Origin of the sequence: Paenarthrobacter sp. YJN-D (assembly GCF_015040335.1) — a bacterium.
GTDB classification, from domain to species: Bacteria; Actinomycetota; Actinomycetes; order Actinomycetales; family Micrococcaceae; genus Arthrobacter; species Arthrobacter nicotinovorans.
In genome coordinates this window covers 972340-988749 of the sequence record NZ_CP053549.1, presented here as the reverse complement: position 1 = coordinate 988749, position 16410 = coordinate 972340, and the positions used below count along the sequence as shown (strand labels likewise).

The 16410-nt window shown below is 63.2% G+C and carries 16 protein-coding genes and 1 tRNA gene; 11 read left to right on the top strand and 6 right to left on the bottom strand.

Annotation, left to right across the window (positions count from 1 at the left end):
• The first annotated feature begins 15 nt into the window (after positions 1 to 15).
• The 6 genes from HMI60_RS04635 to HMI60_RS04610 all read left to right on the top strand — a co-directional run bounded on the left by HMI60_RS04635 (position 16) and on the right by HMI60_RS04610 (position 5384).
• The gene (locus HMI60_RS04635; RefSeq protein ID WP_018776202.1) at positions 16 to 360 is read left to right on the top strand and encodes a DUF2469 domain-containing protein; all 345 of its coding nucleotides are present in this window, start codon (positions 16 to 18) and stop codon (positions 358 to 360) included.
• Positions 361 to 470: 110 nt separating this feature from the next.
• The gene (locus tag HMI60_RS04630) at positions 471 to 836 is read left to right on the top strand and encodes a YraN family protein (RefSeq protein WP_181423256.1); all 366 of its coding nucleotides are present in this window, start codon (positions 471 to 473) and stop codon (positions 834 to 836) included.
• Positions 837 to 2378, top strand: coding sequence for a YifB family Mg chelatase-like AAA ATPase (locus tag HMI60_RS04625; RefSeq protein WP_193590640.1), 1542 nt, complete (start codon positions 837 to 839; stop codon positions 2376 to 2378).
• A 47-nt stretch (positions 2379 to 2425) separates the two neighbouring features.
• Positions 2426 to 3652, top strand: coding sequence for a DNA-processing protein DprA (gene dprA / locus HMI60_RS04620; RefSeq protein ID WP_018776199.1), 1227 nt, complete (start codon positions 2426 to 2428; stop codon positions 3650 to 3652).
• Positions 3653 to 3714: 62 nt separating this feature from the next.
• Positions 3715 to 4641: a tyrosine recombinase XerC gene (locus HMI60_RS04615; protein WP_018776198.1), complete on the top strand. Its 927-nt coding sequence runs from the start codon at positions 3715 to 3717 to the stop codon at positions 4639 to 4641.
• Positions 4642 to 4880: 239 nt separating this feature from the next.
• A complete protein-coding gene (locus tag HMI60_RS04610; RefSeq protein ID WP_018776197.1) occupies positions 4881 to 5384 on the top strand; it encodes a DUF3145 domain-containing protein in 504 nt (167 codons plus the stop codon).
• Positions 5385 to 5481: 97 nt separating this feature from the next.
• Here HMI60_RS04610 and HMI60_RS04605 read toward each other — a convergent pair whose 3' ends face one another.
• The 6 genes from HMI60_RS04605 to aceE form a co-directional block, all read right to left on the bottom strand.
• A complete protein-coding gene (locus HMI60_RS04605) occupies positions 5482 to 6717 on the bottom strand; it encodes a beta-ketoacyl synthase (protein WP_018776196.1) in 1236 nt (411 codons plus the stop codon).
• 133 nt (positions 6718 to 6850) lie between these two features.
• Positions 6851 to 7096: an acyl carrier protein gene (locus HMI60_RS04600; protein ID WP_011692310.1), complete on the bottom strand. Its 246-nt coding sequence runs from the start codon at positions 7094 to 7096 to the stop codon at positions 6851 to 6853.
• A gap of 116 nt (positions 7097 to 7212) precedes the next feature.
• Complete coding sequence (locus HMI60_RS04595; protein WP_018776195.1) at positions 7213 to 8274, bottom strand: beta-ketoacyl-ACP synthase III; 1062 nt, start codon at positions 8272 to 8274, stop codon at positions 7213 to 7215.
• Positions 8271 to 9200, bottom strand: a complete 930-nt coding sequence (locus HMI60_RS04590) for an ACP S-malonyltransferase (protein ID WP_193590639.1) — start codon at positions 9198 to 9200, stop codon at positions 8271 to 8273. The genes HMI60_RS04595 and HMI60_RS04590 overlap by 4 nt, the downstream gene beginning before the upstream one ends.
• Before the next feature lie 88 nt (positions 9201 to 9288).
• Entirely contained in the window at positions 9289 to 10533 is a 1245-nt protein-coding gene (locus HMI60_RS04585; protein ID WP_018776193.1) for a CdaR family transcriptional regulator, read from the bottom strand.
• Between the two features lie 184 nt (positions 10534 to 10717).
• The gene (gene aceE, locus HMI60_RS04580; protein ID WP_193590638.1) at positions 10718 to 13504 is read right to left on the bottom strand and encodes a pyruvate dehydrogenase (acetyl-transferring), homodimeric type; all 2787 of its coding nucleotides are present in this window, start codon (positions 13502 to 13504) and stop codon (positions 10718 to 10720) included.
• 381 nt (positions 13505 to 13885) lie between these two features.
• On the opposite strand from aceE, the gene HMI60_RS04575 reads away from it, so the two are divergent.
• From HMI60_RS04575 to HMI60_RS04555, 5 genes are all read left to right on the top strand, one after another.
• On the top strand, positions 13886 to 14305 hold the full coding sequence (locus HMI60_RS04575) for a DUF3052 domain-containing protein (protein WP_018777877.1): 420 nt from the start codon (positions 13886 to 13888) through the stop codon (positions 14303 to 14305).
• Positions 14302 to 14805 (top strand): peroxiredoxin, encoded by a 504-nt coding sequence (locus HMI60_RS04570; protein WP_018777876.1) that lies wholly within the window; start codon positions 14302 to 14304, stop codon positions 14803 to 14805. The genes HMI60_RS04575 and HMI60_RS04570 overlap by 4 nt, the downstream gene beginning before the upstream one ends.
• A complete protein-coding gene (locus tag HMI60_RS04565; RefSeq protein ID WP_018777875.1) occupies positions 14802 to 15758 on the top strand; it encodes an NAD-dependent protein deacetylase in 957 nt (318 codons plus the stop codon). Before HMI60_RS04570 ends, HMI60_RS04565 begins: the two co-directional genes overlap by 4 nt.
• 66 nt (positions 15759 to 15824) lie before the next feature.
• Positions 15825 to 15900 (top strand) — tRNA-Val (locus HMI60_RS04560).
• Positions 15901 to 16092: 192 nt separating this feature from the next.
• Positions 16093 to 16383, top strand: a complete 291-nt coding sequence (locus tag HMI60_RS04555; RefSeq protein ID WP_018777874.1) for a hypothetical protein — start codon at positions 16093 to 16095, stop codon at positions 16381 to 16383.
• Positions 16384 to 16410: the final 27 nt, after the last annotated feature.

The window sequence follows — 16410 nt, the reverse complement described above, 5'->3', positions numbered from 1 at the left end:
GTGCAAGATGGAACCATGAGTGCCGAGGACCTTGAGAACTATGAAACCGACATGGAGCTGCAGCTCTACCGTGAGTACCGGGATGTAGTCGGTCTGTTCAGCTACGTTGTAGAGACGGAGCGGCGGTTCTATTTGGCCAACCATGTTGATCTCCAGGCCCGCAGCGCAGACGGGGAAGTTTACTTCGATTTGACCCTGCAGGACGCCTGGGTCTGGGACGTTTACCGTTCGGCCCGTTTCGTCAAGAACGTCCGCGTGATTACGTTCAAGGACGTCAACGTCGAGGAACTGCCCCGCAGCGAAGACCTGGCCTTGCCGAAGGACGGCGGCCTGGGCGATCTCGGAGATCTCGGCAACTAGTCCGCTTCACTGCACTGTTCCTCCACAGCGCTGATTCCGGCAGGTTTACGCACATAGCCTCCTAAGCCCCTGCCGCTCACCCCCTCCAGCCGGAAGGCTGGACAGCGGAGGTGATGGTCATGAGAGCAAAAGACCGGCTTGGCCAAAATGGCGAGGCATTGGCTGCGGATTTCCTGACGGATCAGGGGATGCGGATCATTGATCGCAATTGGCGGTGTGCGGAGGGTGAGATAGACATCGTCGCGATCGACGGTGACACCTTGGTGGTTGCCGAGGTCAAAACCCGGAGCAGCCTGGACTACGGGCACCCCTTCGAGGCTGTTGGAGCGGCAAAGCTCGCCCGTTTACACCGGCTCCTTTCCTGTTGGTGCCGGACCCACGAGTTCAAAGCGTCGCGTCAGCGTGTCGATGTCGTCTCGGTGGTGGACGGCGGCGTCGGTGATCCTGTGCTTGAGCACCTGCGGGGTGTCGGCTAGGTGGGGGTGGGTCGCAGCTACTGTGTTGCCCTTGTGGGCCTGAACGGTTACATCGTGGAAGTGGAGGCCGACATTGGGCAGACGCTTCCGAACTTTGTGATCCTGGGGCTCCCTGACGCCGCCTTGAACGAGGCCAAGGAACGTATCCGATCAGCCGCGCAGAACTCCGGAATACCTTTGAGCCGCCGGAAGATCACGGCCAACCTGATCCCAGCGTCACTGCCTAAACGGGGATCGGGCTTCGACCTCGCCATCACAATGGCAGTGCTTCGTGCTGCCGAGGACATCCGTTCCATCGATGGAACAGTCTTTATCGCCGAGCTTGGCCTGGACGGCAGGCTGAGGCCGGTCCGGGGAATGCTGCCCGCCGTCATGGCTGCCGTGCAAGCCGGGTATCCGGACATCGTGGTGGCGGAGGCGAATGTTGCCGAGGCTGCCTTGGTGCCCGGCGCGAACGTCCGAGGCTATAAGACGCTGGCACGGCTCGCCTATGATTTTGGCGCAGACCCGAAGGACCTAGCCCTGGACTACGATCCCATGGACGAGGATGTCCCGGAGATTGACGCCGTTGAAGTGCCGGTGGTGCCGGACCTTTGCGACGTTTCAGGGCAGGAGGAAGCCCGGCAAGCGTTGGAAGTCGCTGCTGCCGGCGGACACCATATGCTGCTGACGGGGCCGCCGGGAGCCGGAAAGACCATGTTGGCCGAGAGGTTGCCTGGTTTACTTCCGGATTTGGCGGAGACAGCAGCAATGGAAGTGACGGCCATCCATTCCTTGGCAGCCGTCCAGGCATCCGCCGTGCGGCTCATTCACAGGCCGCCTTTTGAGAATCCCCACCACAGCGCCACTGCCGCGGCGATCATCGGCGGCGGCTCGGGACTTCCCCGGCCGGGCGCGGCATCGAGGGCGCATCGGGGAGTGCTGTTCCTGGATGAGGCTCCCGAGTACGAGCGACGGGTCCTGGATGCCCTTCGCCAGCCCCTTGAAAGCGGTGAGCTTGTCATCCACCGGTCGGCCGGCACGGCGGCGTACCCCGCGCGCTTCCAACTCATTCTGGCGGCGAATCCCTGTCCCTGTGGCAAAGCAACCGGCAAAGGCCTGGACTGCACGTGTACGGCGATGATGCGGCGTCGCTACATCGGCAGAATGTCCGGCCCGTTGCTGGACCGCGTTGACATTCAACTGAACGTGGAACGGGTGTCCTTGGCGGATTTCGGCCATGCCGGGCAGGAGGAGGACACACGAACCGTAGCGGAACGGGTGCTGGCGGCCAGGGAGCGGCAGTTGATGCGCCTGAAGAACACCGGGCTCGAAACCAACTCCCAAGTACCGGGAAGAATCCTGCGAGGACAGCTGCGGTTGCCTCCGGGAACCACGAGGATCCTGGACACCGCACTCGAGCGGGGAGTGCTGACCGCTCGCGGCTACGATCGCGTCCTTCGCCTCGCGTGGACACTCGCTGACTTGGACCGCAGCGAGCGACCGGATGCTGACCATATTGGGCAAGCGCTCGGCCTGAGGCAGGCCGCGGCGGCGACATGAGCGAACGACACGAACGCAATGAACGGAAAACGGCAGGAGTGGCAGGAATGAGCGTGCACGACAAAGAACGGGTAGCCCGGGCCGCGTTGGCCCGGCTGATGGAGCCGCAGGACTCAGTGGGACTGGCCCTGGTGCAGGTGGTCGGCGCTGTGGATGCGTTGGGGGTTGCCACGGGGGAGCTCGGGACCGGTCCTGGTATGGAGCAGGAGATTTCTGCGGTCCTCCGCGACGGGGGCGGACCCGCAACGTGGGCAGGTATGCAGGATAGCCTCAGGCGCTGGGCTCCGCGTGTTGCTGACCTGGCCCCTGACCGGGACCTGGAGACCATGCGGCGGTTGGGTGGCCGGTTGATTGTTCCCGGAGATGATTTGTGGCCGGCACAACTTTCGGATCTGGGCCTTCAGGAACCGCTGTGCTTGTGGTGGAGGGGGCACGAACAGGAGTTGCCGTCGGCAGGTCGGGCCATTGCACTTGTGGGTTCAAGGGACAGTACAAGCTACGGCGCGTCCGTCACGGGCGACTTCGCCTTCGGGCTTGCCCAGCGGGGCTTCAGTGTGGTCTCAGGCGGCGCCTACGGCATCGACGCGCACGCGCACCGCGGAGCACTCAATGGAGGCGTAGCCGGGCTGCCTACCATCGCCGTGATGGCAGGGGGAGTAGACCGCTTTTATCCCTCCGGCAACGAGGATCTCCTTCGGGCGGTGGCCGCGCAGGGAGCGGTGATCTCCGAAGTTCCTCCGGGGTCCGCGCCCACGCGTTACAGATTCCTGCAAAGAAACCGCCTCATTGCAGCCTTGTCCTCGGTCACTGTTGTGGTGGAGGCGCGTTGGCGCTCCGGCGCCCTGAATACCGCCCATCACGCCGAGTCGATAGGCCGGGTCGTGGCTGCGGTTCCAGGATCCGTTCACAGCGCCAATTCCGCCGGTTGCCACCGCCTGCTCAGGGACGGGGGAGCCGTTTGCGTCACGGATGTCGGTGAGGTCGCTGAGCTTGCGGGGGCCATCGGTGCATCCGGCGCCCAGGACGAGGGGAACCAGCAATACCAGGAACGCGGCGCAAACCAGGAATCCAGCGCCGCGGTGCACGATGGATTGTCCCTGGAGGATTTGATTCTCCTGGACGCATTGCCCCTTCGATCCACCAGTTCGGTGGAGAAGCTCACGGTGGTGGCAGGTTTGAGTCCGGAGTCCGTTCGCGCTGGACTCGGCCGGCTGGGGCTGCTGGGACTGGCAGTCTCGGACCGGGGCGCCTGGAAGCGTGGAAAGAATGCCTGACCCTCCCGCGAAAAGCATGTTGGTGCGGGCGCTGGGGGACGACTGCTGGCACAGTTGGAAAGATGGACGGACAATCACTACCTACAGCGCTGGCCGGCGCCGTCGAGGGCTTCCGGCGCTACTTGGAGGGGGAACGGGCGCGGTCCACCCATACCGTTCGTGCCTATATCGCGGACGTCGAGAGCCTGCTGGGTTTTGCTGTCCGGGAGGGGGTTGAAGAACTCCCGCAATTGGAGCTCGGATCGCTTCGGCGTTGGCTCGGCGCGCAGAGCGAAGCGGGGATGTCCCGGGCCACCTTGGCCAGACGCGCAGCAACTGCCCGGGCTTTCACCGGCTGGGCACTCCGGGAAGAACTGATCCCAACAGACCCGGCAATACGTCTGCAAGCGCCCAAACGCAGCAAGTCACTTCCCGGGGTCCTTCAGCAACAGCAGGTCACCCGCATGGTGGAGGACCTGAACATCGCTGCGGAGGATGGCGGCCCGATGGCTATCCGCAACCGGGCAATGGTTGAGCTTCTCTATGCCACAGGAGTCCGGGTCGGCGAGCTTGCCGGGCTGGACATCGATGACCTGGATCCGGACCGAAGGACCCTGCGCGTGTTGGGCAAGGGAAACAAAGAACGCACGGTGCCGTTCGGGGTCCCGGCTGCCGTGGCTGTGGACGACTGGCTCAGGCGTGGCCGCCCGGCCGTCGTGACCGCAGGCAGCGGCCCCGCCTTGTTTCTGGGTGTCAGGGGCAACCGCGTGGATCCGCGACAGATCCGCGCCGTGGTGAGCGATCTGCTGCATGCCTTGGGCGATACCTCAGCCACCGGACCACATGCGCTAAGGCACAGTGCGGCTACGCATCTGCTGGACGGCGGGGCAGACCTTCGCGCAGTCCAGGAGATCCTCGGTCACAGCAGCCTCGCCACTACCCAGATCTACACCCACGTTTCCGTTGACCGGCTCCGCAATAGCTATCAACAGGCGCACCCACGGGCTTGATCATGACCCTTACAAACCCCGCACTGGCGGAAACCGGCAGCGTACGGCAAAATGAAAGCACCACGGGGAAACCTTCAATGCACGCTTGAGGGTTACTTCTGTGCCAAGATCGTCAAAAGGACCTACACAACTGAATAGCCTGTCAGGGCCATCATGAGATTCATGACATCCGGCAGCACAGGCAGACCATCCAAGCAGAGGTCGTTGGGGAAGACGTACCTACAGCTATGGAGGATGGAATGTCTGTTGCAACAACCCGCGGTGTCCTGTTCGTGCACTCGGCCCCTACGGCGCTTTGCCCGCACGTCGAGTGGGCCATTGGATCGGTCGTGGATAAGCGGACCGATCTTGAGTGGACCCCTCAACCCGCCGCGCCCGGAATGTTCAGGGCCGAGCTTTCGTGGACGGGCGCCCCTGGAACCGGTGCCCAGTTGGCGTCGGCCCTGAGGGGCTGGGCCCACTTGCGCTACGAAGTCACCGAAGAACCAAGCCAGGGGGTGGATGGCGCCCGTTGGTCCCATACCCCTGAACTCGGTATTTTCCACGCCGTCACGGACGTGCACGGAAACATCATGGTGACCGAGGACCGCATCCGCTATGCCTATGAGTCCGGCGCCGGGGATCCCTCAGCGGTCTACCACGAGCTGTCATTGGCCCTTGGCGAGGCGTGGGACGAAGAACTCGAGCCGTTCCGCCACGCCGCAGAAGGTGCTCCGGTGCGCTGGCTGCACCAGGTCGGCTGACAGCGACCCACGACAAATACCCCATAGCAATGAAGAGGGCCCCACCAACTGGTGGGGCCCTCTTCATGTCGCACGTTGCGGCAGCTGCAGATCCTGCTTAGACGTTGCGTACCGCGATGACTGCGTTGTGTCCGCCGAAACCGAAGGAGTTGCTCAGCGCGACGATATCGCCGGCGGGCAGGTCCCTGACGGAAGTTACGACGTCGAGCGGGATCTCCGGATCCTGGTTCTCGAGGTTGATGGTGACCGGTGCCTTGCGCTCGTAGACGGCCAGGACCGTCAGAACGGCTTCAACTGCGCCTGAAGCACCCAGGAGGTGTCCCATCTGGGACTTGGTGGCGGAGACCGCTACGTTGTCCACGTGGGTCCCCAGGGCGGCACGGAGGGCCGTGTACTCGGGCTTGTCACCAACGGGGGTGGACGTAGCGTGTGCGTTGACGTGCACCACGTCCTCAGCCTGGATCCGGCCGTCGAACATGGCAGCCTTCAGCGCCCTGGTGGCACCCAGGCCTTCGGGGTCCGGTGCTGTGATGTGGTAGGCATCCGCGGTCACCGATGTGCCGGCAAGCTCGGCGTAGATGCGCGCACCACGGGCGATCGCGTGCTCCTCGGCTTCAAGGACAAGGGCACCGGCGCCTTCACCCATGACAAAGCCGTCGCGGTCGATGTCGTACGGGCGGGATGCGCGTTCCGGTTCATCGTTGCGGCGGGAGAGGGCCTGCATCGAGGAGAACGCTGCCAGGGGCATCGGGTGGATTGCTGCTTCCGCGCCACCACACACCACAACGTCAGCCTTGCCGGACCGGATAAGATCCAGTCCCAGGTGAAGTGCTTCGGTGCCGGATGCACAGGCAGAAACCGGCGTATGCGCTCCGGCACGTGCGCCGAGGTCGAGGCTGACCGCGGCAGCAACGCCATTGGGCATGAGCATGGGAACCGTCATGGGCAGGACCCTGCGGGGGCCCTTGTCCCTGAGGGTGTCCCACGCATCCAGGAGGGTCCAGACGCCGCCAATGCCGGTGGCGAAGGCCACAGCCAGCCGGTCGTGGTCGATGTCCTCAATCCCGGAGTCGGCCCAGGCCTCGCGGGCGGCGATGACGCCAAACTGCGTGGACGGGTCCATGCGCTTGGCCTCAACGCGGCTCAGTACCTCAAGTGCCGGGGTGGAGCACCGGGCAGCAAAGTGGACGGGGAGGTCGTACTTGGCCACCCACTCGTCGTCGAGCGTGTGGGCGCCGGAGACGCCTTTCAGCGCGTTCTGCCACATTGTGGGTACGTCGCCGCCGATGGGAGTGGTGGCCCCCAGACCGGTTATGACTACTTTGCGTGCCATGCGATCACTCTCTGTCGGATCAGCCATCCCGCCTGCAGGGTTCACAGGGGTAGGCAGGAAAATCTTTGGGCGTTATTGCGGCTGTGCCGGGCGCAGGGACTAGCGCCCTGGCCCGGCACAGCTGGTGTCAGGACTAGGCCTGTGCGTTGGCGATGAAGCTGACGGCGTCGCCGACGGTCTTGAGGTTCTTGACCTCTTCGTCGGGGATGCGGACGCCGAACTTCTCTTCAGCGTTGACAACGATGGTCATCATCGAGATGGAGTCGATGTCCAGGTCCTCGGTGAAGGACTTGTCGAGCTCTACGGCTTCGGTGGCGAGGCCCGTCTCTTCGTTGACGATTTCAGCCAGGCCGGCCAGGATCTCTTCGTTGCTAGCCATTGTTGGCTCCTTTTCTTGTTGTACCGGCTGCTGCCGGAAAGGGGGCAAACCGCGGTTACGGTTTGGGTTTTCAAGTCATATTCAGTTGGCTGGAGGCCACCGGGGCCGGTCCAGGTCTATGGCAGGACGACAACCTGGGCGCCGAAGACCAAGCCCGCGCCGAAGCCGATCTGCAGGGCAAGGCCGCCGCTCAGGCCAGGGTTCTCCTGGAGCAAGCGATGGGTTGCGAGAGGGATGGAGGCCGCAGACGTGTTTCCGGCCTGCGCAATATCGCGGCCGATCACAACAGACTCGGGAAGCTTCAGCTTCTTCACCATCTCGTCGATGATGCGCATGTTCGCCTGGTGGGGAACGAACGCAGCGAGGTCACTGGCTTCGATGCCGGCAGCATCCAACGCCTGCTGGGCCACCTTGGCCATCTCCCAGACCGCCCAACGGAAGACGGTCTGGCCGTCCTGGCGCAAGGTCGGCCAAACATCCTGTGTTGCGGAAAGGATGGCGGGGTCGTCAATTTCGTCGGAATGCCTGGCGGATTCGCCAAGCTTCTTGACGTCTTCCAGCGAGTGGGTCATGCCGATTGCATCCCACTTGCTGCCGTCGGAGCCCCACACGGACGGGCCGATGCCCGGCGTGTCAGACGGACCCACTACGACTGCGCCGGCTCCATCGCCCAAGAGGAAGGAAATGGTGCGCTCGTGGTTGTCGATGACGTCCGAGAGCTTCTCAGCGCCGACTACCAGGACGTACTCGGCCGCGCCGGAGCGGACCAGCGCATCAGCCTGGGCCACGCCGTAGCAGTACCCTGCGCAGGCGGCGGAGATATCAAAGGCCGGTGCCGGCGTCGCGCCGAGGCGTTCGGTGAGTGCAGCGGCGGCGGATGGCGTCGCGTAGGGGTGCGTGACGGTGGAGACGATCACGGCACCCAGCTGGGACGGTTCGATGCCGGCCTGCTGGATGGCCTCCCTCGCCGCGCCTTCGGCCATGTCGATGACGCTCACATCGGCGGCTGCGCGGTGGCGGGTGATGATGCCGGTCCGCTGGCGGATCCATTCATCCGAGGAATCGATCCACTGGCAGACGTCCTCATTGGTGACGATGACGTCCGGGCGGTAGGCCCCGATGCCGAGAATGCGGGCATTCTCGTTGACGGTGGCTTTCTTCAGTACCGGCGTGCTCATGCCTGTCCCTCCAGTTCAGCAAAGAGTGCGAGTGCCGCGGACAGGTCATCCGGGGTTTTGACTGCAACAGTCTTCACGCCGGGCATGCCGCGTTTTGCCAGACCCGCAAGGGTTCCGGCGGGAGCAAGTTCGATGACGCCGGTGACGCCGCGCGCCACCAATGTCTCCATGCACAGGTCCCAACGGACGGGCCGGGAAACCTGGGCGATCAAGCTATCGACGGCGGCAGGGCCGTCGGTGACTTCCTGGCCGTCGTAGTTGGACAACAGCGGGACTGTCGGTTTTTGGGGCGACAGTGACGGCTTCAGCGCTTCCAGTGCGCTGACTGCAGGGGCCATATGCGAAGTGTGGAATGCGCCCGCAACCTTGAGCGGAATGACACGTGCCTTTGCCGGCGGGTTCTCTGCAAGGGCCTTGAGCTGTTCGAAGGTACCCGCGGCGACGGTCTGGCCGGCACCGTTGACGTTGGCCGGCGTTGCGCCGGCAGCTTCGATGGCTGCCAGGACCTCAGCTGGGTCGCCGCCAACCACGGCGCTCATTCCGGTGGGGGTGACGGCAGCCGCTGCTGCCATGCTGTTTGCACGCTCCCGCACGAAGGTCATGGCCTCGGACTCGGTGAGGACGCCGGCAAGGGCGGAGGCGGTGATCTCGCCGACGGAATGGCCGGCGAGGATAACGAGAAGGGTGCTCAGCTCAACGTCGAACAGGGACTTCGCGGCCACAAGGCCGGCAGCAACAATCAGGGGCTGCGCAACCGCGGTGTCCTTGATGGTCTCTTCGTCCGAGGTGGTGCCGTGGGCCTTGAGGTCAATGCCTGCGATCTCGCTCAGGGCGGCCAGTTGGCCTTCGACGGAGGGGAGTTCCAGCCAAGGGGCCAAAAATCCGGGGGTCTGGGAGCCCTGTCCAGGGCAGACGATTGCAAGCACGTATCCAGCTTTCCAAATTGCCACGTGATCCACTGGTGTTTTGGTACACCAAGCTCACTGGGTCAGTTTGTAGGAAGTCTACAACGGTTCAGCTCTGCGAACGTGACGCATGACGTTCCGGAACGGCTTTCGGCGGAGCCGAAAGGCGGCCCACCACCAGGGCGGTTTGCAGAACAAACGCCTCCCGCGGAAGGAGGGGATCCCAGCCTGTCACGTCGCAGACACGCTTCAAACGGTAGCGCACCGTATTGGCATGGACGAACAGTTCCCGGGCCGTAGCCTCCAGTGAATGACCCAGTTCAAGGTAGGTGCCCAAGGTCTCCACGAGGCCGTTTGAGGCGGCCAGGAGCGGCCTGTAGATGTTCTTGATCAACGATCGCCTGGCTGCGTCATCGCCCGAGACCACGCGCTCCGGTAGCAGATCGTCTGCTGCGACGGGGCGGGGCGCCGAGGGCCACGCACGGGCGGCCGTGAGGCCGGCGAAGGCGGCCTGGGCGGAACTGCTCGCTTCCAGCAAAGATCCGGCCTCCGGACCGTAAACCACGGCACCGGGGGCAAAGAGTTCACTGAGTTTGAGGTAAGCGGTGTCCCGGTCCTGGACGCCACCAAGGATCAGGATGAGCCGGTCGCCTTGGATTCCCACCAGCGCATCCTCGGCAAATCGCCCGGCAGTACGGCGCAGTTCGCTGACGTAGCTTGCACTGGGTTCCGACGGAGAGTTGCCCACCATCACGGTGAAGCGTTCCTGTGCTTTCCAGCCCAGCGCCGCGATCCGTGACCGCAAGGCATCTGTATTTTCCCCACGGAGGATGGCATCCACGATCAGCGCTTCCAGCCTGGTGTCCCACGACCCGCGGGACTCGGCGGCACGTGCGTAAACATCGGCAGCGGCAAATGCGACCTCGCGCGAATAGCGCAGGACGGCTTCGCGCAACGACGGCTGGTCGGACTCCGGGGCGATCACCGGTACCTGGTCCTCCACCACTTCCACCACGATGCGGATCAGCTGCAGGGCCTTTTGGAGGCTGATTGAGCGGGTGAGCTCGGTGGGGGCATTGCCGAAGACGTCCGTGAGGATCCAGGACGGTGAACTGGGGCGCTCATACCAGGTCACGAACGCCGCGATGCCGTTTTGTGCCACGAGGCCGAGCGCCGATCGTTCATCGGAGCTCAGGCGGCTGTACCAGGGGAGCGATTTCTCCAGTTGGCGCATGGTGCTGGTGGACAGTTGCCCTACGTTCGCGCGGAGCTGCCGGAGAGTTTCCGCCTTTTCCGGCGACAATGCCGGGGTTGCTGCCTTGCGCTTTGACGTTGTTTTGGTGGGCTCTGCCATGGAATGAGCATACGGCCCAGCCCGGGGAACCTCCATTTGTGCGAAGGCTACAACTAGCCTTGTTGCCCGTCACGTCCCGTCGAGCGCCTGCGTACAGCTTTAAACGCCCGACGGCGGCCCCCACCTTTTGGTGAGGACCGCCGTCGCGGATGGTGCTGGTGACGCGTGACGTCCCGGAAGAAGCCTAGGCGTCGCCGCCTGCTCCGCCGGTGGTGCCGGCGTTGACATCCAGGAGCCGGTACTTCTCGATCGCCTTTTCCAGTGCGCCTTCTTCAACCTCGCCCTTGGCGGCGAGGAGTTGGAGGGTTTTGGCGACGATGGAGTGGGTGTCGTTTTTGAAGTAGCGGCGTGCGGCTTGGCGGGTGTCGGAGAAGCCGAAGCCGTCTGCTCCGAGGGAGGCGAAGTCGTTGGGGATGAATTGTCGGATTTGGTCGGGGACGGCTTTCATGTAGTCGGAGACTGCGATGACTGGTCCGGTGTGGCCGTGGAGTTGTTCGGTGATGAAGGGTGTGCGGGTGGGTTGGCCGGGGTTGAGGAAGGCGTGTTCTTCGGCGTCGAGTCCGTCGCGTCGGAGTTCGTTCCAGGAGGTCACGGACCAGACGGTCGCGGCGACGCCCCAGTCGTCGTTGAGGATTTTTTGGGCTTCGAGGGCCCAGGGGACGGACACGCCGGAGGCGAGGATGTTCGCGGTGGGGCGGTTTCCGTTTCCGGTGGTGGCCTCGGGGGCGTCGGCGAGTTGGTAGATGCCTTTGAGGAGCCCGTTGGTGTCGAGGTTTTCGGGTTCGGCGGGTTGGGTGATGGGCTCGTTGTAGACGGTGAGGTAGTACATGACGTTTTTATCGTCACTGGCCTCGCCGTACATTTGTTCGAGGCCGTGGCGGATGATGTGGCCGATTTCGTAGCCGTAGGCGGGGTCGTAGGTGCGGACGGCGGGGTTGGTGGAGGCCAGGATGGGGGAGTGCCCGTCGGCGTGTTGGAGTCCTTCGCCGGTGAGGGTGGTTCGTCCTGCGGTCGCGCCGATGATGAAGCCGCGGGTCATTTGGTCCGCGGCGGCCCAGAAGGAATCTCCGGTGCGTTGGAAGCCGAACATGGAGTAGAAGACGTAGATCGGGACCAGGGGTTCGCCGTGGGTGGCGTAGGCGGTGCCGGCGGCGGTGAATGCTGCGACGGCGCCGGCTTCGTTGATGCCGGGGTGGATCAGTTGGCCTGCGGGTGATTCTTTGTAGGCCAGGACGAGGTCGCGGTCCACGGAGAGGTAGTTCTGGCCTTTGGGGTTGTAGATTTTCGCGGTCGGGAAGAACGCGTCCATGCCGAAGGTGCGGGATTCGTCCGGGACGACGGGCACGAACCGGGCGCCGAAGTTCTTGTCGCGCATGAGGTCTTTGAGGAGCCGGACGAAGGCCATGGTGGTCGCGGCTTGTTGTTTGCCGGATCCGCGTTTGGCGACGTCGTAGGATTTGGCTTCGGGCAGGGTGACCGGGGTGTGGGTGCGGCGCCGTTCGGGCACGAACCCGCCGAGTTCGGCGCGGCGGTCCATGAGGTATTTGATTTCCGGGGCGTCCATGCCGGGGTGGTAGTACGGGGGCCGGTAAAGGTCGGCGTCGAGCTGGTCATCGCTGATCGGGATGCGCAGGTGGTCACGGAAGGCTTTGAGGTCTTCCATGGTCAGTTTCTTCATCTGGTGGGTCGCGTTGCGGCCCTCGAAGTGCGGGCCCAAGCCGTAGCCCTTGACCGTTTTGGCCAGGATCACGGTGGGTTTGCCCTTGAACTCGGTCGCTGCCTTGTACGCGGCGTAGACCTTGCGGTAGTCGTGACCGCCGCGTTTGAGGCCCCAGATCTGCTCATCGTCCAGGTCCGCGACCATGTCCTTGGTCTGCGGGGATTTACCGAAGAAGTGCTCACGGACGAACCCGCCGGACTCGGCCTTGTAGGTCTGGTAGTCACCATCGGGGGTTTCGTTCATGATTTTCACCAACGCCCCGTCCTTGTCCGCTTCCAGCAGGGAGTCCCATTCCCGGCCCCAGACGACCTTGATCACGTTCCAGCCCGCACCGCGGAAGAACGCTTCGAGTTCCTGCATGATCTTGCCGTTGCCACGCACCGGCCCGTCCAGGCGCTGGAGGTTGCAGTTGATCACGAAGTTCAGGTTGTCCAGGTTCTCGTTCGCTGCCAGCTGCAGCAGACCACGGGACTCGGGCTCGTCCATTTCCCCGTCACCAAGGAACGCCCAGACCTGCTGGTCCGAGGTGTCCTTGATCCCACGGTTCTGCAGGTACCGGTTGGACTGGGCCTGGTAAATCGCGTTCATCGGGCCGATACCCATCGACACGGTCGGGAATTCCCAGAAATCAGGCATCAACCGCGGGTGCGGGTACGAGGACAACGCATGCCCGGCCTTGGACTTCTCCTGACGGAACCCGTCCAAATCCTCTTCGCTCAACCGGCCTTCCATGAACGCCCTGGCGTACATCCCCGGAGACGCGTGACCCTGGAAAAACACCTGGTCCCCGCCACTGGGGTGGTCCTTGCCGCGGAAGAAATGGTTGAAGCCCACCTCATACAACGTCGCAGCACCGGCATAAGTGGAAATATGCCCACCCACACCAATATCGGAGCGCTGCGCACGATGGACCATCACCGCAGCGTTCCACCGCATATACGCCCGATACCGGCGCTCGAACTCCTCGTTCCCCGGGAACGGCGCTTCCTGATCCACCGGGATCGTGTTCACATAATCAGTGGTCGTCACCATCGGCACACCCACCGACCGGGCACCAGCACGCTGCAACAACGAACGCATAATGTACTGAGCCCGCTCGGTACCCTGCTCAGCGATCAACGCATCAAGGGACTCAATCCACTCCGCGGTCTCTTCCGGATCACGATCAGGCAGCTGGGCAGTCAACCCGCTGAGGATGTGTGAGGTCTCTTCTCCTGCAGCCACGTCCAACCTTCCTTTAGGCGCATGCATCGGCGCCTCAGGTCTGGCAGGGTGACTGCCCGTCGTGAACGCGTCGTGTGCGACATCTCGGTTTCAACAGCCCGGTCGGATGCGCCGGGCAGGTCTTGTGAGCGCTTGGCTGCCCAGTAGAATTCTGCGGGGCGATCGCCCTGCAGCCAGAGCGCTCATGGCCACTCTAGCTTTCGCGGCGCTGCTATGCGTAGCCGCAGCCCCCGCAGGGCGTTGTATGTCACATCTGAACGGCTTCCGTGACGTAAAGCACGCATGTGCCACGGGCCCGAAACACCCCAGGTGGTGCGGAATGTGCCTCGGTGCAGGGAGAATGGCTTGAAGCAGGCGCCCAAAGGGTGTTGGCTGTTAGTAATGGAAGTCACTTCAAAAGGAGGAAACGTGAGCGAGGCCGACGCCGCCACATCGGTAAATGTGGCGGAACGAATGGGTTTCAAAGATGGGGATCTGATTCAGGAGCGCGGCTACGACGATGACGTCGACTTCGACTTGCGTGATGATATTGAAGATGTCACCGGCTCGGAATTGCTCGATGAAGACGATCATGACGTCGTTGATGCGGTCATCTTCTGGTGGCGCGACGGCGACGGTGACCTCGTTGACGGGCTCATGGATTCGCTCACTACGCTGAAGGAAGGCGGAGTTGTCTGGGTACTGACGCCCAAGTCAGGAAGGGATAACTACGTGTCTCCGGCCGATATCCAGGACGCAGCCCCTACTTCGGGACTTCACCTGACTACCTCCGCCGGGGTATCCAAAGACTGGAGCGCCACACGGCTGGTGCCCAAGAAGAACAAATGACGGAAGTCCAGCAGGCACCTGCTGCGGTCCAGGGCCCCCGTACAGGTGAGCCTGCACCTGATTTCGAACTTCTGAACCAATACGGTGAGCCTGTCCGGTTGTCGGACTATCGCGGCCGAAACGTCGTCGTTGTCTTTTTCCCTTTTGCCTTCTCAGGCATCTGCACCGGCGAGTTATGTGAGATCCGCGACAACATGGCGCAGTTCAACGACGCTGATGCAACGGTGCTGGCAATTTCCGTCGACAGCAAATTCGCTCAACGGGCCTACGCCGAACATGAGGGCTTCGACTTCGATCTCCTGGCGGACTTCTGGCCGCATGGAGCTGTTGCCCGGGATTACGGAGTCTTCGATGAAGCCAGCGGAATGGCCCTGCGGGGAACTTTCATCATCGATGCGGCGGGCGTTATCCGTTACGTCGTGGTCAATCCGCGGGGCCAGGCGAGGGACTTCAACGAGTACCGGAGGGCCCTATCGGCCTTGGTGGAACAACAGCCATGAGCAACCGGGGGCCAGGCGTGGGGATGACGGGGTTCGCCAGCATGGCACCTGCGGCCGCAGTGCAGCTTGAACCCTCGGAGCTGGAAGCCTTGGATCCTGCGGTGCGCGTCCTGCAGGGCCAGCGCCTGGCTGTCCTCACGGGAGCCGGATTGAGTACCGACTCCGGGATACCGGATTACCGGGGACCGGGTTCTGCGCCACGAAACCCCATGACTTACCAGGAGTTTATTGGGAGCGAGGCGAACAGGAGGCGTTACTGGGCCCGCAACCACATCGGCTGGTCCCACCTCCGGCATGCCGACCCCAATGCCGGCCATGCCGCCGTCGCGCTGATGGAACGGCGAGGCCTCCTGACGGGGCTCATCACCCAGAACGTGGACAGGCTCCACGAGGATGCCGGAAGCGTCAACGTGGTGGATCTGCACGGGCGCTTCGACCAGGTGATCTGTCTTTCCCACGGACACACCTTCAGCAGGCAGCTGATCGCGGCCATCCTGGAAGAGATCAACCCAGGCTTCGTTGAAGCTGCCGTGGAGTCCGGCCTGGTGGAGATGGCGCCGGACGCCGATGCCACGGTGGAAGACCCCGAACTCATCACGTCGTTTGTCATGGCAGTGTGCCCGATCTGCGGCGGAATCCTGAAGCCTGATTTCGTGTACTTCGGGGAGAACGTCCCCAAGGACCGCGTAGCCCGTGCCTACGGCATGGTTGATGACGCGGAAGCTCTGTTGGTTGCAGGCTCGTCGCTGACGGTGCAGAGTGGCCTGAGGTTCGTCCGCCATGCGTCAAAAGCTGGCAAGCCTGTGGTCATCATCAACAGGGGGATCACCCGCGGGGACGAACTTGCTTCAGTGAAACTTGAGCTGGGCGTCAGCGGTGCATTGGACTACCTTGCGCGGGCTTTGCCTGATCTTCCGGCCGTTCCAGACTCGATTGGTGTTTCCGGCAGTTGATCATGTAGAGTCATTGTTCGTTGGTTGAAGCGCTGAGGAAGTCAGAGGCTGCTGAAACCGTAATATGGGTCTTTAGCTCAGCTGGTAGAGCGCCACGTTTACACCGTGGATGTCATCGGTTCGATCCCGGTAGGACCCACCAGGAAGCCCCGTCACTCACGGCCGCAAGGTTCGAGAGGGCGGGGCTTTTTCGTACTCAATTCACGTTGTTGTTTCACGCCCGGAGCCTTTGTCCCCTCGGTGCCGTCACTTGGAGTCTGGTGATCTGCCGTCAGTGCCTCCTTCCGCCGGTAGCGACCTCTCATTGTCGTAGCCTCCTCCTACGGTTGACTCCATGGAGCACGTTTACATCCGCACAACCGCCCAAGGCGAGCCGGCCGTCGTCGTGAGAGGAGGCCGGGAGTGGAAGATCGCAGTGGAGCCCGTCCGATGGTTCGAAAGGGTTGCCTGGTGGGAGGTATCGAAGCGGATGCCGCGCGGAACCGGCCGCGTGGATGTTGAGGTCCTGCAGGTCCAGGTGCGCTTGGGGAACAACGCCCGTTCCGCTCTCGCCACATGGCAACTGGTGCGCGATGGATCAGGAGGGGGCTGGTGCCTTCGGGGTGAGGACGCCGCGGCAGCATAGGGAGCCTGTGCCGGCAATCAGCAGCAG

Excerpts from the sequence above, each read along its gene's own strand:
- HMI60_RS04555 (WP_018777874.1), top strand. The coding sequence starts at position 16,093 with ATGGAGCACGTTTACATCCGCACAACCGCCCAAGGCGAGCCGGCCGTC.
- HMI60_RS04610 (WP_018776197.1), top strand. The coding sequence starts at position 4,881 with ATGTCTGTTGCAACAACCCGCGGTGTCCTGTTCGTGCACTCGGCCCCT.
- HMI60_RS04570 (WP_018777876.1), top strand. The coding sequence starts at position 14,302 with ATGACGGAAGTCCAGCAGGCACCTGCTGCGGTCCAGGGCCCCCGTACA.
- dprA (WP_018776199.1), top strand. The coding sequence starts at position 2,426 with ATGAGCGTGCACGACAAAGAACGGGTAGCCCGGGCCGCGTTGGCCCGG.
- HMI60_RS04565 (WP_018777875.1), top strand. The coding sequence starts at position 14,802 with ATGAGCAACCGGGGGCCAGGCGTGGGGATGACGGGGTTCGCCAGCATG.
- aceE (WP_193590638.1), bottom strand. The coding sequence starts at position 13,504 with ATGCATGCGCCTAAAGGAAGGTTGGACGTGGCTGCAGGAGAAGAGACC.
- HMI60_RS04615 (WP_018776198.1), top strand. The coding sequence starts at position 3,715 with ATGGACGGACAATCACTACCTACAGCGCTGGCCGGCGCCGTCGAGGGC.
- HMI60_RS04595 (WP_018776195.1), bottom strand. The coding sequence starts at position 8,274 with ATGAGCACGCCGGTACTGAAGAAAGCCACCGTCAACGAGAATGCCCGC.
- HMI60_RS04600 (WP_011692310.1), bottom strand. The coding sequence starts at position 7,096 with ATGGCTAGCAACGAAGAGATCCTGGCCGGCCTGGCTGAAATCGTCAAC.
- HMI60_RS04605 (WP_018776196.1), bottom strand. The coding sequence starts at position 6,717 with ATGGCACGCAAAGTAGTCATAACCGGTCTGGGGGCCACCACTCCCATC.
- HMI60_RS04585 (WP_018776193.1), bottom strand. The coding sequence starts at position 10,533 with ATGGCAGAGCCCACCAAAACAACGTCAAAGCGCAAGGCAGCAACCCCG.
- HMI60_RS04635 (WP_018776202.1), top strand. The coding sequence starts at position 16 with ATGAGTGCCGAGGACCTTGAGAACTATGAAACCGACATGGAGCTGCAG.